Here is a 22,667-nt window from a genome sequence, read left to right as displayed (position 1 = left end):
CACAATTTTCCAAGCCACCATCAACCTCCGGACGTCCCAATGATTTCTGCCGAACTGCTGCGCCAGGCCCGTATCGAATCCGTTGCCCAGAGTCTGCGGGAAGATATTGGCGATGGCGACATCACCGCCCAGCTGATCCCTGCCGAAAAACTGGCAACAGCAAGGGTAATCACCCGGGAAGACGCCCGCCTGGCTGGAAGCGCCTGGGTGGAGGAGGCTTTTCACCAGGTGGATCCGTCAGTGACACTCCAGTGGCAGTTTCACGATGGCGACGACGTACCCGCCAACGCCGTGATCTTCCGCATGCAAGGCCCGGCCCGCTCGCTTCTGACCGCCGAACGCGCTGCTCTTAACTGGTTGCAGACCCTGTCTGGCGTGGCAACAGCCTGTGCCCATTACGCTCGCCGGGTGTCCCATACCAACGTACGCCTTCTGGACACCAGGAAAACCCTGCCAGGGCTGCGACTGGCCCAGAAATACGCGGTGACTTGCGGTGACTGCGACAATCACCGGCTGGGACTCTGGGACGCATTTCTAATCAAGGAAAACCACATTGCCGCCTGCGGCTCCATTGCCAATGCGGTCGCCGAAGCGCACCGCATTGCACCAGGCAAACCCGTGGAAGTGGAAACTGAATCGCTCGCCGAGCTGGACCAGGCCCTTGAGGCCGGGGCCGACATCATCATGCTGGACGAGTTCTCGCTTGCCGACATGGCTGAAGCGGTAAAACGGAATGCCGGAAAAGCCCGCCTTGAAGCTTCCGGTGGCATCAACGCGCACACGCTGGTGCCCGTTGCCGAAACCGGCGTGGATTACATCTCGATCGGCGCACTGACCAAAGACGTACGAGCCATCGATTTGTCCATGCGCCTGGAGTAATCCAGTCCCGAAATAATCAGCGGCCGCCAGAGGACAACAGCCGATCCATCTCCTCAAGCGCTGATATCAGCTCACGGCCGGACTGCTCACGCCCACGGAAATGCTCTTCTGCCATGGGCGCAATACCAGATACCTCTGGCAGCGCGTGACCGGCTTCCACCAGCGCCTTCATTTTTTCAAGAAACACGAACTGCAGCCACTGGGTGAAGTCCATGGTATCCAGGCAGAACGGCTGGGTACTCTGGAACGCCTCCGGTGGCAGGCTTTCTGTCTGCCAGACACCCAGTTGCCGAAGTTCAATTTCAATCTGCAGCAAACCGTCGGTCACCTGATCCAGGTGGCGTGCTTTTTCACTCATGGGATTCCTCTCAGTCTGCCAATGGCTCCAGCTCAACAGACTCCCCATGCAGCACACGGTATAGATCCTCATACTGGCGTGTGAGCGTGTGTTTCGGAGCCATGTGAATCAGCGGTTGGCGACTCTGGTGTGATTCTTTCATCTTGACGGAACTGGACAGGCGTACCGGCAGCACCGGCAACCCCTCCTCCGTCAGCTCCCGGACCAACTGCCTGGGCAGGCTCGCCCTTGGCTGGAACTGGTTTGCAATGATGCCCTCAACAACCAGCTCCTCATTATGATCCTCCTGCAATTCGCGGATTTCATGGAGGATGTTGTAGAGCGCCTGGCGGGAGAAATCATCGCAGTCGAACGGGATCAGGCAGCGCTGGGCAGCAATCAGGGCAGAACGAGTGTAGAAATTCAGGGCCGGGGCGGTATCGATATAGATCTCATCGAAACTGTCGCTGAGCTTTTTCAGAAACTCCCTGAGCTTGTAGATCTTGTGCTTGGCTTCGAGTTTGCGTTCCAGAAAATCCAGCTCAGGGCTGGATGGCAACACGTACAGGTTGTCGAATGACGAGGCGTGTACAAACTCGTCAGGTCGACGATTGAAGACACTGAAGGCGACCGTCTGCTCCAGCAGATCGGCAACGGTATCTTTCAGTTCAGCCGCCGGTTTGCCCAGCAGGTAGTGGGTGGAGTTGCCCTGCGGGTCCAGATCCACCACCAGGGTACGCTTTCCTCTTGCGGCGCTGATGGCCGCCAGGTTACAGGTGATACTAGACTTGCCAACGCCACCTTTCTGATTGAATACAACCCGTCTCATGTCGTCTCTCCAATGGCCTTTATCGTTATTAATCCCTTTACCGCTACCATCCCATCACGGCTTTCACAAACGGAATGGTTAAACGTCGCTGGGCCTGCAGCGAATTCTCATCCAAGGTATCCAGCAGCCCCAGCAGATCACCCAGCTTTCTCGGGGCCCTGCGCATGATGAAGCCGGCAACATCCTCGCTCATCACCAGCCCGCGCTGCTCTGCCCGGGCCATCAGGATTCGCTGCCGATCCTCATCCCGGTACACGCCCAACTGAATGAGCAAACCATGCGCCAGACGAGATCCCAGGTCTGCCAGTCCGAACGGCAGCGAAGCGGGCACCTCGGACAGACTGACCACCAGCAGACCATTACGATCCAGCACCCGGTTGTACAGGTGGAAAACCGCCTCCTCCCAGCCGGGATCACCCGCGGCATGCTCCAGATCGTCAAGACAGATCACATCATGACTGTCCAGGCCCGCCAGGGCGTCCGGGCCGAACGGCAGCAGCTCGACAATGCTGATGCAGACGGCGGTTTTTCCCATCTGCTCGGACTCATGGCAGATCGCCTGCAACAGATGACTTTTGCCGGTATCGGAATCGCCACAGATCACCACTACCGGAAGCCCCGACGGCTCCCGGCACACCAGCTCCAGCCGCTGTGCGGCCGAACGGTTACGGTCGCCGTGAAAGTTGTCGAAGCGGGCATCGTCCCGGAGCTTGACCCCCAATACCATTTGTGAGGCTTTCATGACCGCTTCGCCCTCCAGGCCCGCAAACTCCAGACTGCAACATAATGGCCCCCGCTCACCAGCACGCTGACGGCAACCAGCCAGATCCCGGTGTCGATGACCCAGGGCTGCATGGGCAAACCCGCCAGCAGGATGATAATGGCGAGCGCCACCAGTATCTGGACAAACGTGTTGATCTTGCCCGGAATACTGGGTTCCATATCGAAGCGGCCGATGCCGTAATGAAAAGCCAGGCCGCCGCAGACAATGACAAGATCCCGACCCAGCACCAGGGCAAACAGCCACAGCGGAAGTACACCGGTAATGGTGAGCATGAGGTAGGCCGAAATCAACAGCGCCTTGTCCGCGAGAGGGTCGGCCACAGCACCAAGCCGGGAGCGCCAGTTGAAATGACGGGCCAGAAACCCGTCAAAGGCATCGGTCAGTGCGGCAACGAAGAATATCACCAGAGCCAGCCGGTAGTTACCTTCCAGCAGTGCGCCGGCGAACGGCACGATCAGCACCATTCGCAGGAATGTCAGTGCATTCGGGATCCAGCGCCACTGCCTAGAACTCACCGGGCCGCCTCCATCAAGCCATCAGCTTCGGTCGCCGCCAGTGGCGCCGGGAGCGGGTTGCCAGCGGTAATAAAGTACCTGGTACAAAGACTCAAAAGCCTGTTCGGCATCCTGCTCATCGCCCGGAGCCAGGGGCTGATAGCTGAACCCAGCCGTCTCAGCACTATCCTGCGCATCCGTTCCGGCCGGTGCTTCGGTCTCGTTCCGGGAACCGGCCTCGCCTGTTTGCGCCGCACCATCCCCTTCCGAGCCAGTAGCCTGGCTGTTCTTGCTGGCCGTTATCGGCTCTGCAGGCTGCTCCGCCGGCACAAATCGTGCGTCCAGCGCGATATGCTCCTTCAACTGGTCAAGTTCTCCGGAGAATGCCACCTCCACGGTCAGCCGGTTGCCACGAACCCGTGACGCACCAACAGACACTACCGGAGTCATGTCCTGCAGTGCCCGGGTCACCTGGCCGTAATCTGCCAGCGTCGTTACACCCTCAAGCACCATATCAACTTTCGGAGCCTCACCCGCCTCGCCGGCTGTGACCGCATATCGGCTGGCGTATTGCTCTGTCCAGCGATCGATTAAAGCTTGCGCCAACTGTTCCGGCGTATCGGCATTGACCGACTGCTCACCTGCATCGAGCCCCATGCCTTCAACCACCCAGCCTGCGCGCCATTGGCCGCCGGAACGACTGATACGAACCAGAGCCAGGGCGTCGTGGGACAGATCGTCTGAAGCTTGCTGGATGCGGCCGACAAACTGGCCCCACAAATCCGACAGCAAGGCCCGGTCACCGGCATAGGTCTCCGGCGGGAAGGCGATGGGCAGACCGCGATCGGCCGCTGCTGATAAGAGATGTTGTGCCCAGAGCCCCTCATTACTTCCCGGCGCTGAATCCGCTGCACGGGTCAGTAATTGCCGGTCTCCCCGGTCTTCCACGGCAATCCAGGCCAGCGTCAGGGGGCGGTTGGCGCCCCATACCGGCGCCTGCACAGACGCCAGCGCGCGGTTGACCCCGACGGCTCCGAAACTCATCTGCAAACGTGACTGCCCCGCGGTACGGTTCACCTGATAAGACAGCAACATGGACTCGGCGTCTGCCAATACCTCGTCTATCCCTTCGAGTTCCAGCACCTCACGGGTTCCGGACACCCTCACCATTACCTGACGCAGCCCTTCAGCGTATCCGGCCTTCAACGTATCCGCCGAAGTGCCTGCAACCGGAACATCGGCCGCGTAGAGTCCCGACACGCTGACCGCCGATGCCGGGCCGGCCGAGAGTACCCAACAGACTGCCGCCAACAGAAACGCAGCAACTCGCCCGTTCCTGGCTGTTTTCACTGATTCGGTCATGAAACACCTTGCCATTCCCATGGTTGGCGCACAGGATACACCATCACCAGAGCCGAGAGTAGCAAGCACAGGTTGCAGTCAGGCAATCTGAAACCGGCAATATTGCCTGTGCTCCCAATTCCATTTGGAGCCCCCGTGCGCACCTGTTAAAATCCGCGCCTTGACTCACAGGCCTACGGTTATTTTCCATGAGCGAACAGAAGCCCTCCCTGACCTACCGCGATGCCGGCGTGGACATCGACGCAGGTAACGATCTTGTCAACCGAATCAAGAGTACTGCAGCGCGCACCCGTCGCCCGGAAGTACTCGGCGGCCTCGGCGGCTTTGGCGCCATGGTATCGATTCCGGCAGGCTACAAAGAGCCCGTACTGGTTTCTGGCACGGACGGCGTAGGCACCAAGCTTCGGCTTGCCATGCAACTGCAGAAGCATGACAGCATCGGCATCGACCTGGTGGCCATGTGCGTGAATGACCTGGTGGTCGGCGGCGCCGAGCCTCTGTTCTTTCTGGACTACTACGCAACCGGCAAACTGAATGTCGACGTTGCCGCTCAGGTAGTTGAAGGCATTGGCCAGGGTTGTGAGCAGGCCGGATGCGCTCTGGTTGGTGGCGAGACCGCCGAGATGCCGGGCATGTATGAAGGCGACGATTACGATCTGGCCGGCTTCTGTGTAGGCATTGTGGAGCGTGACAAGATCATTGACGGTAGCCGCGCGCAGCCGGGTGACGCCCTGCTGGCGCTGGGCTCCTCCGGCCCCCACTCCAACGGCTACTCGCTGATTCGCAAGATTATCGAAGTCAGTGGCGCAGACCTGAGCCAGTCAATGGGCGACACCACACTGGCCGACGCCCTGATGGCGCCCACACGCATCTATGTGAAGAATCTGCTTCAACTGATTCGCGAAGTCGATGTTCGGGCCCTTTCGCACATTACCGGCGGCGGCCTGCCCGAGAACATCCCCCGGGTACTGCCCAAGGGCACCATAGCCGCACTCGACACCCAGAGCTGGGAGCTGCCCCCGGTATTCCAGTGGCTTCAGAATGCCGGCGGCGTAGCCCAGGAGGAAATGTATCGCACCTTTAACTGCGGTATCGGCATGGTCATCTGTGTACCGGAAGACCAGAAGGCACTGGCCATGGACACCCTGAATGCCATGGGTGAAAAGGTATGGCAGATCGGCGTAATGGAAGCAGCCGAATCCAGCGATGCTGAGCCCGTTGTTCGCTACGCTCCGGGGCTTTTGACGGCATGAAGGCAGATCCGGCCCCCGTTCCGAAGATCCTGGTGCTCGCCTCTGGCAGCGGCACCAACCTGCAGGCTTTGATCGACGCCACCCGGGAACGCGACTTTCCGGGTGAGATCATTGCCGTTGGCTGCAACAAACCGGGCGCGTTTGCCCTGGAGCGCGCCGCCCAGGCCAATCTCACCACCTTTGTGGTCGACCATACAAAATATGGCTCCCGAGAAGAATTCGACGCCGCCCTGCTGGCCGAAATCCTTCGCCACAATCCGGATCTGGTGGTGCTGGCCGGCTTCATGCGGATTCTGACCAGCGACTTTGTCCGCGCATTCCGTGGCCGGATGCTTAACATTCACCCTTCCCTGTTGCCGGCCTACACCGGACTGAACACCCACCAAAGGGTCCTGGAAGCCGGTGACCGCACCCACGGTGTATCCATTCACTTTGTGACCGAGGAACTGGACGGCGGGCCGGTCATCGCCCAGGCGGAAGTTGCCGTGGCAGAGGATGACACTCCGGAGTCCCTGGCGGAAAAAGTTCAGCAACAGGAGCACGTGCTCTACCCCATCGTCGTGCGCTGGTTCTGCGAGGGTCGCATTCAGCTGGGCGCTGAGGGCGTTCTGTTTGACGGCGCGCCCATCGAGCGTCCCATGCGACTGCCGGCGAACTGAACAGATTGTCATCACAAGGCCTCGCCGAACCAACTACACTGTCGCTAGCGTAGACGGTCAAAGAGGCTTTTTGATGCACACAGACACCCCCCACAAACCACGTTTTCAGCTCTGGGCAGCCCTAATTGCCGGCATGATTGCGCTGCCGGCGTCCGCCGCCGATGTAGATTACGCCCCTCTGGTGCCCTATGAGGCCCGCTACACCGCCTCCATGTCCAAAGGCGTCAGCCTCAACGGCGAGGGTGTTCGGGAACTGACAGACCAGGGCAATAACGTCTGGCTGTACCGTACGGATGTCGACTCCTTCATCGCCGATATCAACGAATCACTGATTTTTCGCTGGGAAGATGGCCAGGTAATCCCCCTGCGCTACCGCTATCACCTCTCCGGCTTCCTGATCAAGGATCGCAAACAGTCCATTGATTTTGACTGGCAGGCAGGCACTGCCACCGGCAGCTATCGCGGCGAGAAGTTTGAAGTCGAGTTACGGGATAAGACCCTGGACCCACTGGGCTACCAGTTACAGCTCCATCAGGATCTCAAGGCGGGCAAACGCGATGTCACCTACCAGGTGCTGGACAAGGGGGATTACGACGACGACCGCTTTGCTGTCATCGACGAAGATAGCCTGAGCGACCATGGCCGCACCATGAATACCCTGAAGGCAGAAAAGGTCCGGGACGAAGACTCCAAACGCCAGACCCTGATGTGGTTTGATCCGGCCCGGGATTACCTGCTGGTTCGCCTGCTCCAGGTAGAGCCGGACGGCAGCGAGTACGAGCTGAAACTCAAAGACGCGACACTGGCCGACTAACCGGCCAGTCCCTGCTCGGCCCACACCGCTTTTACTTCTTCAGCAATGATTCTCAGGCCCTCAGCCACCCGGGCATCGTCCTGCGAATAGGTGACCCTGAGGCACTCATGGCGATGACGCCAGCCATCCTCGGGCAAGCCCGGGAAGAAATAATGCCCGGAGACCACCAGCACACCCCGAGCCTTGAGACGCTGATAAAGCTCCAGACTGGAGACTGGCAAATCCGGGAACCAGAGCCACAGGAACATGGCGCCTTCGGGCTTGTGGATGTACCAGCGGCAACTGTCTTCGCCCATGGCGTCCCGGAACACCGATACCGCCCGCTCCATTTTTGCTTTATAGAACGGGCAAACCACATCCCGGCTCAGGGACAGAATCTCTCCGGAGCGCACCAGCGGTTCTGCCAGCATCGCACCAAAGCTTCCGGTGGCCAGGTTCATGATGGCGTTGATACCCGACAATGCCTTGATAATGGACTCTTCGGCAATAACAATCCCGGTTCGCGCCGCCGGCAAGCCCAGCTTTGACAGGCTCAGACACAGGATAACCTGCTCGTTCCAGCTCGGCTGCGCGTCGACAAACAGCAGGCTCGGAAATGGCGTTCCATAGGCTCCGTCGACAATCAGCGGAATATCGTTTTGCCGGGCCAGTTCTTCCAGTCGGGCCAGTTCTTCATCGGTAATCACATTCCCGGTGGGATTGGTTGGCCGGGAGACACAGATAGCGCCGGTTTCTCCGGTCACCTCCACGGCGTCAAAATCCACCCGATATTTGAATTCATGGGCATCGGTAAACGAGATGTCCGGCTGTACCGCGTGGAACAGCCCCTGCTCAATGCCGGCATCGGCGTAGCCAATGTATTCAGGCGCCAGAGGCAGCAGGATATGCTTGTGATGGCCATCACCGTAGTCGCCGCCAAACATGTTGAAAAGCATGAAGAAGGCGGCCTGACTGCCGTTGGTCAGCGCAATGTTTTCGGGCTTCAGGCCCCAGCCGTATTCCTGATTCAGCAACTGGGCCAGGGAGGCAATAAACTGCTTTTCCCCCTGAGGGGGATCGTAAATACCCACCAGCCGACGTACGTCCGCCTCACTGGAGGCCATCTCCCCCAGAATGCTCTGAACTCTCTGCTGGATCTCCGGGATGTGGCCGGGGTTACCGCCGCCCATCATGATCATGTCTTCACCGGAGGCCATGGCATTCCCGAGATCGTCCATCAGGGAAGTAATGCCGGCATCAGCGGTGAATTTACGACCGAAAGCAGAGAGTTTCATGATTCATTCCGTTCAATAAAGTACTGAGGGAGGTTACAGGCAGTGTAGCTCGGTTGCCTTATGTCAGCCTTCCAGGGAGATACCCAGGTTACTGACACCGTCGTTGGCGGCACCGGCTCGCAATTCAGCCAGGAAGGCTTCTTTGGGTGTTCGCTGCTTTTTCAGCGCCATGACGGTGTCGCGCTGAAACAGTTTGTCGTCCTTGAGCAGTGGATGGTGCTCAAACACGCGCACCAGTTCGTTTTCATCCAGCCCCTCACCTTCGGACATTTCAACAAAATCCATCACGGTGCGGGTCGCCAGCTGAGAGGCTTCGGTGGCGCGATGCTTGTTCGGGTTCAGACGGTTCAGCAGCGCCTGCTCAAGCAGCTGGCAGAAATCGAAGGCCGGGTAGACACCGTAGGCATCGTACTCGTCGACATTGGGGCACAGGGCTTCGAGTTTGCTGAGCAGCTGCGGGATCGCGGCATCGGCCACGTCTTTCTGGAGCATGTCCCAGGCCAGATCGAGCAACTGGCGCATCTTGCCGCCGGTTTTCAGGCCAACGGCGTCGGCGAACAGGGCGTAGTTGGGAAATGAACGTTCGGCCAGGGCCAGCAGGAAGGCGCATTCGCGCCAGCCCTGCAGTTGTGAGACGGCTTTGAGAAACTGGTTGGCGTTCATGTCCTGGGCAGGGTCACGCCGGTCTGGCCAAGGTACTTGCCGCCGCGGTCTTTGTAGCTGGTTTCACAGATTTCGTCGGATTCGAAGAACAGCATCTGGGCAACGCCTTCGTTGGCGTAGATTTTCGCTGGCAGGTTGGTGGTGTTGGAGAATTCCAGGGTTACCTGACCTTCCCACTCCGGTTCCAGCGGGGTGACGTTCACGATGATGCCGCAGCGTGCATAGGTGCTTTTGCCCAGGCAGATAGTGAGTACGCTTCTGGGGATGCGGAAGTACTCAACGGTGCGTGCCAGAGCGAAGCTGTTCGGCGGGATGATGCAGACGTCGCCGGTGTAGTTGACGAAGCTGTTTTCGTCGAAGTTCTTCGGGTCTACGGTGGCGCTGTGGACGTTGGTGAAGATTTTGAATTCGTTGCTGCAACGTACGTCGTAGCCGTAGCTTGAGGTGCCGTAGGAGATGACGCGGCCTTTTTCGCTTTCCCGAACTTGTCCGGCTTCGAAGGGTTCGATCATGCCGTGCTGTTCGGACATCCGGCGGATCCACTTGTCGGATTTGATGCTCATGGGTGAATTCTCGTTTCCAGCTGGGAAAATTGGGGCGTAGTTTACCTTGTCGTGCGGTGACTGTCGAAGATATAGGACTGGTTGCCCAACACCGCGCACTGGGGGCTGCGCCATCAGGCCCTTCTGTCCAAAAACCGCTACGAGCACTTCCCTGTGCGCTTCTCTCCGGCCATCCATGGCCTCCGACATTTTTGGACAGAAGGGCCTGATGCCGCGAACAGACTATGGAGCTGGAGTCCCTCTGTACCCGGTCTTGGTTAATGCTCCGTCACGGAAACACTGGAAATCGTCCCACCAAGATTCCGCTCGCGGGTGGACAGCTCCGCCCCCACCCTTCTGGCGATGTCGCGGTAGCGTCTTGCCACTTCCGAATCCGGCTCGGCAACCACAGTCGGGGCGCCGCTGTCGGTCTGTTCGCGGATGGTCATGTGCAAGGGTAGCTGGCCCAGGAGGGTGGTTTCGTATTCTTCCGCGATGCGTTCGCCACCGCCGTGGCCGAAGAGGGGTTCTTCATGGCCGCAGTTGGAGCAGATGTGGACGCTCATGTTTTCGACTACGCCCAGCACCGGGATGTCGACTTTGCGGAACATTTCGATGCCTTTTTTGCCGTCCAGCAGGGCGATGTCCTGGGGAGTGGTGACGATGACGGCGCCGGTGACCGGGACTTTCTGGGCCAGGGTGAGCTGGATGTCGCCGGTGCCGGGAGGCATGTCGATAATGAGGTAGTCGAGTTCATCCCACAGGGTTTGCTGGAGCAACTGCATCACCGCACCGCTGACCATGGGGCCGCGCCAGACCATGGGGGTTTTGTCGGTGGTGACGAAGGCCATGGAGTTGGCTTGCAGGCCGTGGGCCAGCATGGGGACGAAGTATTTGTTTTCGCGTACGTCCGGGCGTTTGCCTTCGGGTACGCCGAGCATCATGCCGATGCTGGGCCCGTAGATATCGGCGTCGAGGATGCCGACCCGGGCGCCTTCGGCGTGCAGGGCGAGAGCGAGGTTGACGGCGGTGGTGGATTTGCCCACGCCGCCTTTGCCGGAGGCGACTGCGATGATGTTTTTCACACCGGGGACGGCCGGCAGGTCTTTGTTGGTTTTGTAGCTGTGGATTTTCTGGGCTACGTGTACCTCGGCACTTTCAACGCCATCGACAAATTCCAGAGCGTTGGCGACGATCTGTTTCAGGCCACCAGCGATGCCTTTGGAAGGGTATGGCAGTTCGACCATCAGGGTTACGTTGCCGCTGTCGTCTGCGCTCAGGTTTTTCACGGCTCCCAGTTCGTACAGGTCTTTGTTCAGGTAGGGGTCCCGGTATTCGCGAACGGCGGCTTCTAGGGCCTGTTGGGAAATCTGGGTCATCGGGGTCTCCGGAATAAGCTCATAAGCTTGAATGCAGGTGAAAAATGATGGCTCGGAAGGTATCATCTGTGCCCGTTTCTGACCATATGGGGTCTTTACCTGGAACAATCAATTGCGATTGGCGCCGGAACCCCGTTTTTGTCTTTCCAACCCGACTCAACATAAGGTTCGGACATCACCATGACGCAAGCGAGCAAGCAACAGCGCGATATTCTGGTTACCAGCGCCCTGCCCTACGCCAACGGGCCCATTCATCTGGGGCATCTGCTGGAATACATTCAGACCGATATCTGGGTGCGCTTCCAGAACATGCGCGGCCACAACTGCTACTACGTTTGCGCAGACGATGCTCACGGCACCGCCATTATGCTGCGGGCCGAGCGTGAGGGGATTACCCCGGAGCAGCTGATCGACCGGATTCGTCAGGAGCATCAGGAAGATTTCGCGGGCTTTCACATCCGTTTCGACAATTATTACTCCACGCACTCGGAGGAGAATCAGTACTTCTCGGAGTACATCTACCGCCAGCTCAAGGACAATGATCACATTGCCACGCGCAAGATCACGCAGTTCTTTGATCCGGAAAAAGAGATGTTTCTGGCGGATCGTTTCATCAAAGGCACTTGTCCCAAGTGCAAAACCGAAGACCAGTACGGTGATAACTGTGAGGCCTGCGGCGCCACCTACACACCCGCCGAGTTGATCAACCCCCGCTCTGCGGTGTCTGGCGCCACCCCGGTGGAAAAAGAATCCGAGCATTACTTCTTCAAACTGCCGGAGTTCCACGATTTTCTGAGCAAGTGGACCCGCAGCGGTGCTCTGCAACCCCAGGTGGCCAACAAGCTGGCCGAGTGGCTGGATGCGGGCCTGCAGGAGTGGGACATCAGTCGGGATGCGCCCTATTTCGGGTTTGAGATCCCGGATGCACCAGGTAAGTACTTCTACGTTTGGCTGGATGCACCTATCGGCTACCTGGCCAGCTTCAAGAATCTGTGCAACCGCGAGGGCATCGATTTCGAGCATTTCTGGAAGAAGGATTCCAGTGCCGAGGTGTACCATTTTATCGGTAAGGACATCATCAATTTCCATGCCCTGTTCTGGCCCTCGATGCTGCACGATGCGGGCTTCCGCACGCCAACCGCGGTTTGGGCCCATGGCTTCGTGACGGTGAACGGCAAGAAAATGTCCAAGTCCCGCGGCACCTTCATCATGGCCCGGACCTACCTGGACCATCTGAACCCGGAGTACCTTCGCTACTACTTCGCCGCGAAGCTGACCGGCGGTGTGGATGACATGGACCTGAACCTGGAAGACTTTGCTGCCCGGGTGAATTCAGATCTGGTGGGCAAGGTGGTGAACATTGCCAGCCGCAGCGCCGGTTTTATCACCAAGCGCTTTGACGGCAAGTTGGGCGAGGTCACCGAGCAGGACAAGCTGAAAGAGTTTATTGATGCCGGTGAACAGATTGCAGAGTTCTACGAAGCCCGTGAGTTCGGCCGCGCCATGCGTCGGATTATGGAGCTGGCAGACATTGCCAACCAGTACGTGAATGATGAGCAGCCCTGGGTGATTGCCAAACAGGACGGCCAGGATGACCAGCTGCAGGCTATCTGTACCAACGCCATCAACATGTTCCGCCTGCTGATGACCTATCTGGCACCGGTACTGCCGAAGACCTCTGATGCAGCCCAGTCGTTCCTGAATTCACGTCTGGACTGGAACAACCGTGCAGCCCTGCTCGAAAACCACGGCATCGACAAGTTCAAGCCGCTGATGAACCGGGTGGATATGGACCAGATCGAAAAAATGCTGGAGGCCTCCAAAGAGGAACTGCCGGCGGCCCAGGGCGACAGCAAGAAAGAGGCGGCAAAGGATCTCGAACCGATCGCCGAGGAAATCGAGTTCCCGGATTTTGCCAAGGTGGATCTGCGGGTCGTCAAGATTGTCAAAGCAGAACATGTGGAAGGCGCTGACAAGCTTCTTCGACTGACTCTTGACGTGGGGCATGGCGAACGCAACGTGTTTGCTGGTATTAAGTCCGTCTACAAACCGGAAGATCTGGAAGGTCGTATGACCGTGATGGTCGCCAACCTCAAACCCAGAAAGATGAAGTTCGGTATGTCCGAAGGCATGGTGCTGGCGGCCGGCCCCGGTGGTAAGGATATTTTCATTCTGTCTCCGGATTCCGGCGCTGTGCCGGGCATGCGGGTGATGTAAAGCAGAGACTGAGACGCTCCGATGACAGAGTATTTACTGATTCTGGTCAGCACCATTCTGGTGAACAACTTTGTGCTGGTGCAGTTCCTTGGGCTGTGCCCTTTCATGGGCGTTTCCGGGAAACTGGAAACCGCCATGGGCATGTCGCTGGCAACCACGTTCGTGCTGACCCTGTCGTCGGTGTGCAGTTATCTGGCCTACACCTACCTGCTGGCCCCGCTGGATCTCGCTTTCCTGAAAACCATCACCTTCATCCTTGTGATTGCGGTGGTGGTACAGTTCACCGAAATGGTGGTACGCAAGACCAGTCCGCTGCTGTATAGGGTTCTCGGGATTTTCCTGCCCCTGATCACCACCAACTGCGCGGTATTGGGTGTAGCCCTCCTGAACCTCAACAAAAACAACAACTTTGTGGAATCTGTGCTTTACGGCTTTGGCGCCGCCGTCGGCTTCTCCCTGGTGCTGGTGCTGTTTGCCGCCATGCGCGAGCGCATTGCCGTATCCGATGTGCCGGTGGCCTTCCGGGGCGCGGCTATCGGCATGATTACCGCAGGGCTCATGTCGCTGGCTTTCCTGGGCTTCACCGGCCTGGTCGCGGTCTGACGGAGCGGTTGTTATGTGGACGAGTTTCCTGATTGCCGTTGTGGTCCTGCTGGCGCTTGCCCTGGTCTTTGGCGGGCTACTGGGGTTTGCCTCTGAACGGTTCAAAGTTGAAGGCAATCCACTGGTAGACCAGATTGATTCGCTGCTGCCGCAAACACAGTGCGGCCAGTGTGGCTTCCCCGGCTGCCGGCCCTATGCCGAATCCATTGCCAACGGCGACGCCATCAACAAATGCCCGCCCGGTGGTGAAAGCACCATCAAGGCGCTGGCCGATCTGCTGGATGTAGAGCCACAACCGCTGGACGCAGAACACGGTGTCGAGCAGGCCAAACGGGTGGCTGTTATTCGCGAGGATGAATGCATCGGCTGCACCAAATGCATTCAGGCCTGCCCGGTAGACGCCATTCTGGGCGCCGCCAAGCACATGCACACCGTTATCGAGAGCGAGTGCACCGGCTGTGACTTGTGCGTGGAACCCTGCCCGGTGGACTGCATCGACATGATCACCATTGAGCCGGATATCCGTACCTGGACCTGGACACCTCCAGCGCCCCAAATCATCACCACCGATCGCCAGGGAGCCAGCGCCTGATGACTCAGCTGTGGGATTTCACCGGCGGCATTCATCCGCCCGAGAACAAGCATCAGTCCACGGCCCGCCCGATCCGCAAGGGCGCCATGCCCGATCGCCTGGTATTGCCATTGCAACAACACATTGGCGAACCGGCAGAGTTGGTGGTTGCGGTGGACGACCGGGTACTCAAGGGTCAGAAAATCGCAGACGTTACCAATGGCATGGGTGTGCCGGTGCATGCTCCCACTTCGGGGGTGATCGAAGCCATTGAACAGCGTCCGGTTCCCCACCCGTCCGGTATGGCGGACTGGTGCGTGGTACTGAAACCGGATGGCGAAGACCAGTGGTGCGCCCTGTCACCGATTGACGATTACAAACAACTTGAGCGGGAAGCGGTGCTGCAGCGAATTCGCGAGGCCGGCATTTCCGGCATGGGGGGCGCCGGTTTCCCTACCGATATCAAGCTGAGGCCACCAAGGGATCGCAAGGTCGATACCCTGATTCTCAACGGCGCGGAGTGCGAGCCCTACATCACCGCCGATGACATGACCATGCGCGAGCAGGCCGCCGAGGTGGTTGCCGGCCTGAAAGTGATGGCGTGGATTCTCCGGCCTTCCCGGTGCGTTGTCGGCATTGAAGACAACAAGCCCGAGGCCATTGCCGCCATGCGCAAGGCGGTGGCGGGCACTCAGATTGAAATTGCGGTGGTGCCCACCAAGTACCCGTCTGGTGGTGAAAAACAATTGATACAGATTCTGACCGGCCAGGAAGTCCCCAGTGGCGGTATTCCTGCCGATATCGGGGTGATGTGCCAGAACATCGGAACTGCAGTCGCCGTGGGCCGTGCTGTCTTTGAGGGCAAGCCGCTGATATCCCGTGTGGTAACCGTTACTGGCGAGGCGGTGCGGGAACCCGGCAATTTTGAAGTCCTGATCGGCACGCCGATCCATCACCTGCTCGAAACGACAGGGATGGCGCAGGAACGTCTTGACCGGCTGATTCTTGGCGGCCCCATGATGGGGTATACCCTGACCACCGATTCCGTGCCCGTGGTAAAAACCACCAACTGCGTGATCGCGGCAACCGCGGCAGAACTGCCGGCTCCGCCGCCAGAGCAGCCGTGCATCCGTTGTGGACAGTGCGCCGAGGCGTGCCCCATGGAACTGTTGCCGCAGCAATTGTTCTGGTATTCCAAGGCGGGTGAATTCGAGAAAGCAGAACACCTGAACCTGTTCGACTGCATCGAATGCGGAGCCTGTTCCTACGTCTGCCCCAGCTCCATTCCGTTGGTCCAGTACTATCGGTTTGCCAAAGGCGAGATTCGCACCCAGCGCGCGGAACAGCTGAAAGCGGATCGCGCTCGCGAGCGCTTCGAGGCACGTCAGGCCCGCCTGGAACGGGAGCAACAGGAAAAGGAATTACGGCGCAAGGAGCGGGCCAAGGCTGCTGCCGAAGCTCAGGCCAAAAAGCAGGCGGAAGCCGAAATGGCCGCCGCCGATGGCCAGGCAAGCGACGACCGGGCAGCCAAAGCCGCCCTGGTACAGCAGGCCCTGGAACGCAAGAAGGCCAAAACAGCCGCCGACACCAAAGAGCAACCGGTACCGAGCAGCACTGAAGTGGCCGATGACAAACCCGACATAGAGGCGCTGGAGAAGCAACTCACCCAGGCAGAAGCCAAGCTCAACACCATGCAGGGCATGCTCGATGAGGCCCGGTCTCAGCAGGCGGATAATGTTGAGAAACTGGAACGTGCTGTCGCCAAGAACCATGATCGGGTGCAACGGGCTCAGCAGGCGCTTGATCAGGCTCGCAAGCAAGTGGCGGAAGAACCCGCGTCGTCTCAATAATTCAATCAGGCTGGAACTTCATGGCTCTTGTTCAACAGTCCTCACCCCACGCTCGTCGCGCGCGGCCCACGTCACAGGTCATGCTCTGGGTCATTCTGGCCGCTCTGCCCGGCCTGCTGGCCCAGACTCTGTTCTTTGGCTGGGGCAACCTGATCAATGTCATCTGGTGCATTGCCCTGGCGCTGGGCTCTGAAGCCGCCTTCCTGAAGCTGCGCGGCAAACCCGTCGCCTTTTTCCTGCGTGACAACACCGCAGCGGTCACCGGCCTGCTGCTGGGGCTATCCCTGCCCCAGTTCACGCCCTGGTGGGTATCCGGTATTGCCGTGGTCTCAGCAATCGTAGTGGCCAAGCAGCTGTACGGTGGTCTGGGCTCCAATCCCTTTAACCCGGCCATGGTGGGCTATGCCCTGGCATTGATCTCGTTTCCGGTCGCCATGACCACCAACTGGGCCGAAGCGGCCACGCTCTGGGGCGGCGCACCCGGCTTAGGTGAAACCCTCGCGAAGATTTTCACTGGAAGCCAGACCGCCGTCGACGGCTGGACCATGGCAACACCGCTGGACGAATACAAACACAAGATTGCCAGTCACACGTCAGTGGAAGTACTCGGCCACCCCACCTTTGGCGACCTGATTGCCCGGGGCTGGGAGTGGGTCAATCTGGCCTTCCTGGCCGGCGGCGTCCTGCTGATCGCCCTTAGAATCATAACCTGGCATATTCCGGTTGCCTTCCTGGCCGGTATTGCCGCCATGAGCCTGGCCTTTGGCAGCAACGCCGACCAGTACGCGCCTTTGCAACTGCACCTGCTGGCCGGTGGTACCATGCTTGGCGCGTTCTTTATTGCCACCGACCCGGTTTCGGCAGCCACCAGCCATCAGGGCAAGCTGATATACGGTGCCGGCATCGGTATCCTGGTGTACCTCATTCGCAGTTGGGGTAACTATCCCGATGCAGTCGCGTTCAGCGTGCTACTGATGAACTTCGCGGTCCCGTTTATCGACCATTACACACCACCCCGCACTTACGGCCATCACAAGGCCCGCCGGGGTGTCCCGGGCCGGAGTGGAGGTTGACCATGAGTGCAGTAACCACCGCCATCCGTCGAAGCGCCATCGGCCTGGGCCTGTTTGCCATTATTACCGGCGGCACCATTGCCCTGACTCAGGGGCTGACCAAAGACCGGATTCAGGAGCAGGCTGCCCGCGCCGAGGCCAGGGCACTGTTCGAGATTATTCCGGAAAGCCAGCATGATAATGACCTGCTGAAAGATGTGGTCGCCCTGCCCGCCAGCGAGCGGCTACCCGTTGAAGGCCCCTTGCGGGCCTGGGTTGCCCGAAAAGACGGCCGACCTATCGGCATGATACTGCCCACCGTGGCGCCAGACGGCTACTCCGGGAATATCCGCCTGTTGGTTGGCCTGGATCTTCAAGGCCGGGTGTTGGGCGTTCGGGTCACCAGTCATAAGGAAACACCGGGGCTCGGCGATCGTATCGAGACCCGCAAGTCTGACTGGATCTATGGGTTTGACGGTAAGTCTCTCGGTAATCCTGCCCCCAACGCCTGGAACGTGAAGAAGAACGGTGGCATCTTCGACCAGTTCACCGGTGCCACCATCACTCCGAGAGCGGTGGTGAAAGCGGTACAGAAAACCCTGGTCTATTTTCGCCAGAACCGTGAGATCATCCGCGAACGGGTGAACGCGCCCCCGGAGCCCGGTAAACGCCGCCTGTCTCCGGAAGCCATTGCCGCCGATACTCAACCAGCGGAGCACTCCTGATCATGAGCACGAAAACGTCCAGCGAAATCATCAAGGATGGCCTCTGGCACAACAACCCTGCCCTGGTACAGGTTCTCGGGTTGTGTCCGCTGCTTGCCGTCACCAGCACGGTCGTCAACGCCATCGGCCTGGGCCTGGCCACACTATTGGTGTTGATGGGCTCAAACCTGTCGGTCTCTCTTATCCGGAACTTCGTCAGCGAATCCGTTCGACTGCCGGCGTTCGTCATGATCATTGCCTCGTTCGTAACCTGCGCCGAACTGCTGATGCAGGCGTTTACCTATGAGCTGTACCAGATTCTCGGCATCTTCATCCCGCTGATCGTTACCAATTGCGCCATTCTTGGCCGTGCCGATGCCTTTGCTTCCAAGAATCCACCGTTACCGGCCATTCTGGACGGCGCCATGATGGGGATCGGCTTCCTGGCGGTATTGATAACGCTGGGCGCCATGAGGGAACTGGTCGGCCAGGGCACGTTGTTCGCCGACATGCACCTGCTCCTCGGCCCCATGGCGGCGGACTGGGTCATCCGGCCGTTCGAACAGTACCCCGACATGCTGTTCATGGTGCTTCCACCAGGCGCCTTTGTGGGCCTCGGGTTGTTGATTGCCCTGAAGAATGGCATCGACAATCACGTCAAAGAACGCAGAAAAGCCGCCGAACCCGCTCCGGCCAGCACAGGTAGCAAACGTGTGCGCGTAACCGGCACTATTTCCTGAACCAGATCGGGCCAGCATGAACAAAGAAAAACGTACCGAGATTTTCTCCCGGTTGCGGGAGGCTAACCCCAATCCGACCACAGAGCTCAATTACAGCACGCCATTTGAGCTACTGATTGCGGTCATTCTCTCCGCTCAGGCCACAGACGTAGGCGTGAACAAGGCCACCGACAAGCTGTTCCCGGTAGCGAACACGCCCGAGGCCATTCTTGCCCTGGGCGTTGACGGCCTGAAGGAATACATCAAGACCATCGGCCTGTTTAACAGCAAGGCCGAGAATGTGATCAAGACCTGCCGCATTCTGATCGAGAAACACGGCAGTGAAGTCCCGGCCCGGCGGGAAGACCTGGAAGCCTTGCCCGGCGTCGGCCGTAAAACGGCTAATGTGGTGCTGAACACAGCGTTCCGGCAGCCAGCCATGGCCGTGGACACCCACATTTTCCGGGTCTCCAACCGTACCGGTATCGCGCCGGGCAAGAATGTACTGGAAGTCGAGAAACGCTTGGTCAGGCTGGTGCCGAAAGAGTTCCTGATGGACGCTCACCACTGGCTGATCCTGCACGGCCGGTATACCTGCACAGCCCGAAAGCCGAAATGTGGCGCCTGCATAATTGAGGATCTGTGCGAATTCAAGCAAAAGCGGGACTACCAGTAAACTGTCTTGAAAGCGAACTGACAGGAACAAAAAAGCCGGCGAATGCCGGCTTTTTCAGATCTGGGTTGCGATCAACGCTGGCCCAGCATTTTCTCTTTCAGGTCTTCCTGGGCGGGCTTGTCTGACAGCCAGATACCAAACAGCGCCTTCTTGAACTCCAGGCCACCAACGGTATCTTTCTGCTCGCCGTTCTTGAGTACGCGAACGCCTTCGCCGGGCAGGTAAACCAGATCAAACACATCACCTTCGGTGATCTCTTCCTGGAATACCGCCATGAACTGGTCCACATCCGACTGGATAGCAGACAGGTCACCATCGGTGGATGCCTTGAAGCCGTCCATGGTCGCCTCGGTCATGCGCTCGCTGGTGATCATCCCCGAGGTAATGTGCAGCGTGATGGCCTGGGGCTCATCAGCGTTGATAACCGCTTCGCCATCGCTCACCTGTTCAGGTACATAGAGACCACCCACATAAAGATCCATAAACCACTTGGAACGGGTGCCGGCGCCATTGAGCTTGAGTTCCTGCCCCATGGCAGAATAGGTATCGGGCACATCGACGTCCCCTACGGTCAGGGCGGAAGCCGGGGCTGACAGAACACCGGTTAGCAAAAGGGATGCAAATCCTGCAGTAAGAGCCTTCTTCATAGTCCTTTCCTTTCGATCGTTATTATTGAGTGTTTCATTCGACACCAGGGCGACTCCCTAGATCTGCCCGGTGGCCCATTCTAACAACGAACTTTGCGGGCTGATCGCCACCTGGTTCTCATTTGCCGCCACATTTAACAAAAAAGCCGACCATGTTTCCATGGCCGGCTTTTTCACTGATCTCGTCAATCCAGTCTATTTGAACAGCAGACTTCCGGACAATCCCTCTTTCTCAAGGATCTCCCGCAGGCGACGCAAGGCTTCCACCTGAATCTGCCGCACCCTTTCCCGGGTCAGGCCAATCTCCTGGCCAACCTCTTCCAGGGTACTGATGGGATAGCCCCTCAGCCCGAAACGGCGGGAAAGCACTTCCTGCTGTTTGTCGCTGAGCTGATCAATCCACTTCTCCAGGCATGAACACATGTTGTTGTCCTGCAGCAGATCCGCAGGATCCGACGCGCCCTCATCGGCCACGGTATCCATCAGGGACTTGTCACTGCCAGCCCCGATCGGAGTGTCCATGGAGGCAACGCGCTCGTTGAGGCCGAGCATGCGTTTTACGTCGTCAACCGGCTTGTCGACCATGCGGGCAATTTCTTCCGCGGTCGGTTCATGGTCCAGTTTCTGGGTCAGCTCACGGGCGGCCCGCAGGTACAGGTTCAATTCCTTGACCACATGAATCGGCAGACGGATGGTGCGGGTCTGGTTCATGATGGCTCGTTCGATGGTCTGGCGAATCCACCAGGTAGCGTAGGTGGAGAAACGGAATCCACGCTCGGGATCGAACTTCTCAACCGCCCGAATCAGCCCCAGGTTGCCTTCCTCGATCAGATCAAGCAGTGTCAGCCCACGGTTGACGTAGCGGCGCGCAATCTTGACCACCAACCGGAGATTACTCTCGATCATGCGCTTACGGCCGCTCTCTTCGCCTTTACGGGCAAGCCGCGCGAAGTACACCTCTTCTTCCGGAGTAAGCAGGGGAGAAAAACCAATTTCGTTGAGGTACAGCTGAGTGGCATCCAGCTGCTTCTGGTTGGAGTAGTACTTTCCCTGTGCGGGAAATCCGTCTTCGACTTCTGCAGTTTCGTCTTCAGCAGAAGCTTTTTCAGGCTTGTCTTCGGCTAACAGTTGATCGTCGGCGTCTTCCAGATCTGCTACGCGATCAATGATGATATCTTCCTGTTCTACTGACATTGTTTACCCCGCCTCTCAATAATCCTGTTGTCACCCGCTACTTCTTTTTATTCCGGGAGTGTTTCAGTTTTGGTTTTCTTCAGGACATTTACTTGTTGGCTGGCAATTACCGTTGCCGTTTTTGTTCTTCTGTTTCGCGGTTTCAGTCAGGCTGTTGGGTAATACCCTCCGGGCCTCGGGCCCGTGCGCGTTTTTCAGCGCCTTGGCAAATACCTGGATGGATCTACCGGGTTGCCATTCTTGCGTATCTCGAAATGCAACTTCGGTTTGTCGGTTCCGGTATTGCCCAGTTCGGCGATTACCTGTCCAGCTTTCACACCCTCCCCTTCCTTTACGAGAATTTTCCGATTGTGTGCGTAGGCGCTCAAATAATGTTCGTTATGGTTCACGATAATCAGATTGCCATAACCTAGCAACCCGTTTCCTGCGTATACCACGCTTCCATCAGCCGCCGCCTTGACAGCATCACCGGGATTGCCGGCGATATCAATGCCTTTATTGACTTTGCCAGACGAAGAAAAGTTTGCAATTACAGTGCCAGAATGCGGCCAGTGCCACCGCACATTGGCCACCACCTGACTAACGGATGACCTGGCCGTCGGAGCGGAGGTCGCGGGTTTGGCTGCCGGTTTCGACACCGTCGCGCGGGCACCTGAACGGGAAGGAGGGGGTGATGACGCGGGCCTGGAGGGCGCGGTCGTCCGCGCGGTCTGGGGGATCGTGCCCTTGCGATCAAGTCGAAGCACCTGCCCCGGACGAATATTCCAGGGCGGCCCGATGCCATTGGCATTACCCAGCTCCCGGTAGTCCCGGCCGTACTGCCAGGCGATCCGATACAGGGTTTCGCCCTTTTTGACCACATGGGAGCCCCAGTAAACCGGAGGGTTATACAGATCGTCCTGATAGATTGCACTGGTATTGCAGCCTGAGAGCACAAGCACAGCGACGGCCAGGAGCGCAGTCATCATGGCCCGGAACAATGGAGGGCTCCGGCGCTCAGAAGCCGGGACTTCAGACCACCAAACGGGGAAATGCTCAAATTGAATGCGCCCGTTAAAAAGAGTCACGTATTAAAAGCTGCCCGGTTATGAAAAATCCGTCTTAAGAATCGCCCTGATTTTATCCAGTTTCTTATCATTCAGGACTAACTTACTAATATATTGCA

At 58.4% G+C, this 22,667-nt stretch carries 24 protein-coding genes; 12 read left to right on the top strand and 12 right to left on the bottom strand.

Annotated elements, in window-relative coordinates:
• Positions 1-39: 39 nt before the first annotated feature.
• A complete protein-coding gene (nadC, locus tag Q669_RS06800; RefSeq protein ID WP_022991713.1) occupies positions 40-879 on the top strand; it encodes a carboxylating nicotinate-nucleotide diphosphorylase in 840 nt (279 codons plus the stop codon).
• Positions 880-895: 16 nt separating this feature from the next.
• Here nadC and Q669_RS06795 read toward each other — a convergent pair whose 3' ends face one another.
• The 5 genes from Q669_RS06795 to Q669_RS06775 are packed head-to-tail and all read right to left on the bottom strand — an operon-like array spanning position 896 to position 4,685.
• Positions 896-1,237 (bottom strand): YqcC family protein, encoded by a 342-nt coding sequence (locus Q669_RS06795; RefSeq protein WP_022991712.1) that lies wholly within the window; start codon positions 1,235-1,237, stop codon positions 896-898.
• A 10-nt stretch (positions 1,238-1,247) separates the two neighbouring features.
• Complete coding sequence (locus tag Q669_RS06790) at positions 1,248-2,045, bottom strand: ParA family protein (protein WP_011784466.1); 798 nt, start codon at positions 2,043-2,045, stop codon at positions 1,248-1,250.
• A gap of 43 nt (positions 2,046-2,088) precedes the next feature.
• Positions 2,089-2,787 (bottom strand): DnaA regulatory inactivator Hda, encoded by a 699-nt coding sequence (gene hda, locus Q669_RS06785; protein WP_014421894.1) that lies wholly within the window; start codon positions 2,785-2,787, stop codon positions 2,089-2,091.
• A complete protein-coding gene (locus tag Q669_RS06780) occupies positions 2,784-3,344 on the bottom strand; it encodes a CDP-alcohol phosphatidyltransferase family protein (RefSeq protein ID WP_036149062.1) in 561 nt (186 codons plus the stop codon). Before Q669_RS06780 ends, hda begins: the two co-directional genes overlap by 4 nt.
• Positions 3,345-3,365: 21 nt before the next feature.
• Complete coding sequence (locus Q669_RS06775) at positions 3,366-4,685, bottom strand: DUF2066 domain-containing protein (protein ID WP_022991710.1); 1,320 nt, start codon at positions 4,683-4,685, stop codon at positions 3,366-3,368.
• 188 nt (positions 4,686-4,873) lie between these two features.
• On the opposite strand from Q669_RS06775, the gene purM reads away from it, so the two are divergent.
• The 3 genes from purM to Q669_RS06760 all read left to right on the top strand — a co-directional run bounded on the left by purM (position 4,874) and on the right by Q669_RS06760 (position 7,411).
• Entirely contained in the window at positions 4,874-5,938 is a 1,065-nt protein-coding gene (gene purM, locus Q669_RS06770) for a phosphoribosylformylglycinamidine cyclo-ligase (RefSeq protein ID WP_014421896.1), read from the top strand.
• A complete protein-coding gene (gene purN, locus Q669_RS06765; protein ID WP_014421897.1) occupies positions 5,935-6,597 on the top strand; it encodes a phosphoribosylglycinamide formyltransferase in 663 nt (220 codons plus the stop codon). Before purM ends, purN begins: the two co-directional genes overlap by 4 nt.
• Positions 6,598-6,670: 73 nt before the next feature.
• Positions 6,671-7,411, top strand: coding sequence for a DUF3108 domain-containing protein (locus tag Q669_RS06760; protein WP_022991709.1), 741 nt, complete (start codon positions 6,671-6,673; stop codon positions 7,409-7,411).
• Here Q669_RS06760 and Q669_RS06755 read toward each other — a convergent pair.
• The 4 genes from Q669_RS06755 to apbC form a co-directional block, all read right to left on the bottom strand.
• Positions 7,408-8,685 carry a valine--pyruvate transaminase gene (locus Q669_RS06755; protein ID WP_022991708.1) on the bottom strand — a complete coding sequence of 426 codons (1,278 nt, stop codon included), beginning with the start codon at positions 8,683-8,685 and terminating at the stop codon, positions 7,408-7,410. The genes Q669_RS06760 and Q669_RS06755 overlap by 4 nt on opposite strands.
• Positions 8,686-8,748: 63 nt before the next feature.
• Positions 8,749-9,348: a YjaG family protein gene (locus Q669_RS06750; RefSeq protein ID WP_022991707.1), complete on the bottom strand. Its 600-nt coding sequence runs from the start codon at positions 9,346-9,348 to the stop codon at positions 8,749-8,751.
• Complete coding sequence (gene dcd / locus Q669_RS06745) at positions 9,345-9,911, bottom strand: dCTP deaminase (RefSeq protein WP_011784457.1); 567 nt, start codon at positions 9,909-9,911, stop codon at positions 9,345-9,347. Before dcd ends, Q669_RS06750 begins: the two co-directional genes overlap by 4 nt.
• 257 nt (positions 9,912-10,168) lie before the next feature.
• Positions 10,169-11,269 carry an iron-sulfur cluster carrier protein ApbC gene (gene apbC, locus Q669_RS06740; protein ID WP_022991706.1) on the bottom strand — a complete coding sequence of 367 codons (1,101 nt, stop codon included), beginning with the start codon at positions 11,267-11,269 and terminating at the stop codon, positions 10,169-10,171.
• A 180-nt stretch (positions 11,270-11,449) separates the two neighbouring features.
• Here apbC and metG point away from each other — a divergent pair, with 180 nt between their 5' ends.
• From metG to nth, 8 genes are read left to right on the top strand one after another with little or no spacing between them, the layout of a single operon-like run.
• Positions 11,450-13,486 (top strand): methionine--tRNA ligase, encoded by a 2,037-nt coding sequence (gene metG / locus Q669_RS06735; protein ID WP_022991705.1) that lies wholly within the window; start codon positions 11,450-11,452, stop codon positions 13,484-13,486.
• A 21-nt stretch (positions 13,487-13,507) separates the two neighbouring features.
• On the top strand, positions 13,508-14,089 hold the full coding sequence (gene rsxA / locus Q669_RS06730) for an electron transport complex subunit RsxA (protein WP_014421904.1): 582 nt from the start codon (positions 13,508-13,510) through the stop codon (positions 14,087-14,089).
• A gap of 13 nt (positions 14,090-14,102) precedes the next feature.
• Positions 14,103-14,681, top strand: a complete 579-nt coding sequence (gene rsxB, locus Q669_RS06725) for an electron transport complex subunit RsxB (RefSeq protein ID WP_022991704.1) — start codon at positions 14,103-14,105, stop codon at positions 14,679-14,681.
• On the top strand, positions 14,681-16,510 hold the full coding sequence (gene rsxC / locus Q669_RS06720; protein ID WP_022991703.1) for an electron transport complex subunit RsxC: 1,830 nt from the start codon (positions 14,681-14,683) through the stop codon (positions 16,508-16,510). The genes rsxB and rsxC overlap by 1 nt, the downstream gene beginning before the upstream one ends.
• 20 nt (positions 16,511-16,530) lie before the next feature.
• The gene (rsxD, locus tag Q669_RS06715; protein WP_031211406.1) at positions 16,531-17,583 is read left to right on the top strand and encodes an electron transport complex subunit RsxD; all 1,053 of its coding nucleotides are present in this window, start codon (positions 16,531-16,533) and stop codon (positions 17,581-17,583) included.
• A 2-nt stretch (positions 17,584-17,585) separates the two neighbouring features.
• Entirely contained in the window at positions 17,586-18,287 is a 702-nt protein-coding gene (gene rsxG, locus Q669_RS06710; protein ID WP_031211407.1) for an electron transport complex subunit RsxG, read from the top strand.
• A 2-nt stretch (positions 18,288-18,289) separates the two neighbouring features.
• Positions 18,290-19,006: an electron transport complex subunit E gene (locus Q669_RS06705; RefSeq protein WP_022991700.1), complete on the top strand. Its 717-nt coding sequence runs from the start codon at positions 18,290-18,292 to the stop codon at positions 19,004-19,006.
• Between the two features lie 16 nt (positions 19,007-19,022).
• On the top strand, positions 19,023-19,661 hold the full coding sequence (gene nth / locus Q669_RS06700; protein WP_014421910.1) for an endonuclease III: 639 nt from the start codon (positions 19,023-19,025) through the stop codon (positions 19,659-19,661).
• A 71-nt stretch (positions 19,662-19,732) separates the two neighbouring features.
• On the opposite strand, the gene Q669_RS06695 is transcribed toward nth, so the two are convergent.
• From Q669_RS06695 to Q669_RS06685, 3 genes are all read right to left on the bottom strand, one after another.
• Positions 19,733-20,308, bottom strand: a complete 576-nt coding sequence (locus Q669_RS06695) for a chalcone isomerase family protein (protein ID WP_011784447.1) — start codon at positions 20,306-20,308, stop codon at positions 19,733-19,735.
• 195 nt (positions 20,309-20,503) lie between these two features.
• Positions 20,504-21,502 carry an RNA polymerase sigma factor RpoS gene (rpoS, locus tag Q669_RS06690; protein ID WP_011784446.1) on the bottom strand — a complete coding sequence of 333 codons (999 nt, stop codon included), beginning with the start codon at positions 21,500-21,502 and terminating at the stop codon, positions 20,504-20,506.
• Positions 21,503-21,696: 194 nt separating this feature from the next.
• The gene (locus Q669_RS06685) at positions 21,697-22,482 is read right to left on the bottom strand and encodes a peptidoglycan DD-metalloendopeptidase family protein (protein WP_022991699.1); all 786 of its coding nucleotides are present in this window, start codon (positions 22,480-22,482) and stop codon (positions 21,697-21,699) included.
• Between the last annotated feature and the right edge of the window lie 185 nt (positions 22,483-22,667).

The sequence above is a fragment of the Marinobacter sp. C1S70 genome, assembly GCF_000475355.1.
Taxonomy (GTDB): Bacteria; Pseudomonadota; Gammaproteobacteria; order Pseudomonadales; family Oleiphilaceae; genus Marinobacter; species Marinobacter nauticus.
The sequence above is the reverse complement of the archived record's forward strand: the minus strand, read 5'-3'. Positions and strand labels throughout refer to the sequence as shown.

Bases quoted from the DNA above. Each gene is read 5' to 3' on its own strand.
- nadC (WP_022991713.1), top strand. From the start codon at position 40: ATGATTTCTGCCGAACTGCTGCGCCAGGCCCGTATCGAATCCGTTGCC.
- Q669_RS06795 (WP_022991712.1), bottom strand. From the start codon at position 1,237: ATGAGTGAAAAAGCACGCCACCTGGATCAGGTGACCGACGGTTTGCTG.
- Q669_RS06790 (WP_011784466.1), bottom strand. From the start codon at position 2,045: ATGAGACGGGTTGTATTCAATCAGAAAGGTGGCGTTGGCAAGTCTAGT.
- hda (WP_014421894.1), bottom strand. From the start codon at position 2,787: ATGAAAGCCTCACAAATGGTATTGGGGGTCAAGCTCCGGGACGATGCC.
- Q669_RS06775 (WP_022991710.1), bottom strand. From the start codon at position 4,685: ATGACCGAATCAGTGAAAACAGCCAGGAACGGGCGAGTTGCTGCGTTT.
- purM (WP_014421896.1), top strand. From the start codon at position 4,874: ATGAGCGAACAGAAGCCCTCCCTGACCTACCGCGATGCCGGCGTGGAC.
- purN (WP_014421897.1), top strand. From the start codon at position 5,935: ATGAAGGCAGATCCGGCCCCCGTTCCGAAGATCCTGGTGCTCGCCTCT.
- Q669_RS06760 (WP_022991709.1), top strand. From the start codon at position 6,671: ATGCACACAGACACCCCCCACAAACCACGTTTTCAGCTCTGGGCAGCC.
- Q669_RS06755 (WP_022991708.1), bottom strand. From the start codon at position 8,685: ATGAAACTCTCTGCTTTCGGTCGTAAATTCACCGCTGATGCCGGCATT.
- Q669_RS06750 (WP_022991707.1), bottom strand. From the start codon at position 9,348: ATGAACGCCAACCAGTTTCTCAAAGCCGTCTCACAACTGCAGGGCTGG.
- dcd (WP_011784457.1), bottom strand. From the start codon at position 9,911: ATGAGCATCAAATCCGACAAGTGGATCCGCCGGATGTCCGAACAGCAC.
- apbC (WP_022991706.1), bottom strand. From the start codon at position 11,269: ATGACCCAGATTTCCCAACAGGCCCTAGAAGCCGCCGTTCGCGAATAC.
- metG (WP_022991705.1), top strand. From the start codon at position 11,450: ATGACGCAAGCGAGCAAGCAACAGCGCGATATTCTGGTTACCAGCGCC.
- rsxA (WP_014421904.1), top strand. From the start codon at position 13,508: ATGACAGAGTATTTACTGATTCTGGTCAGCACCATTCTGGTGAACAAC.
- rsxB (WP_022991704.1), top strand. From the start codon at position 14,103: ATGTGGACGAGTTTCCTGATTGCCGTTGTGGTCCTGCTGGCGCTTGCC.
- rsxC (WP_022991703.1), top strand. From the start codon at position 14,681: ATGACTCAGCTGTGGGATTTCACCGGCGGCATTCATCCGCCCGAGAAC.
- rsxD (WP_031211406.1), top strand. From the start codon at position 16,531: ATGGCTCTTGTTCAACAGTCCTCACCCCACGCTCGTCGCGCGCGGCCC.
- rsxG (WP_031211407.1), top strand. From the start codon at position 17,586: ATGAGTGCAGTAACCACCGCCATCCGTCGAAGCGCCATCGGCCTGGGC.
- Q669_RS06705 (WP_022991700.1), top strand. From the start codon at position 18,290: ATGAGCACGAAAACGTCCAGCGAAATCATCAAGGATGGCCTCTGGCAC.
- nth (WP_014421910.1), top strand. From the start codon at position 19,023: ATGAACAAAGAAAAACGTACCGAGATTTTCTCCCGGTTGCGGGAGGCT.
- Q669_RS06695 (WP_011784447.1), bottom strand. From the start codon at position 20,308: ATGAAGAAGGCTCTTACTGCAGGATTTGCATCCCTTTTGCTAACCGGT.
- rpoS (WP_011784446.1), bottom strand. From the start codon at position 21,502: ATGTCAGTAGAACAGGAAGATATCATCATTGATCGCGTAGCAGATCTG.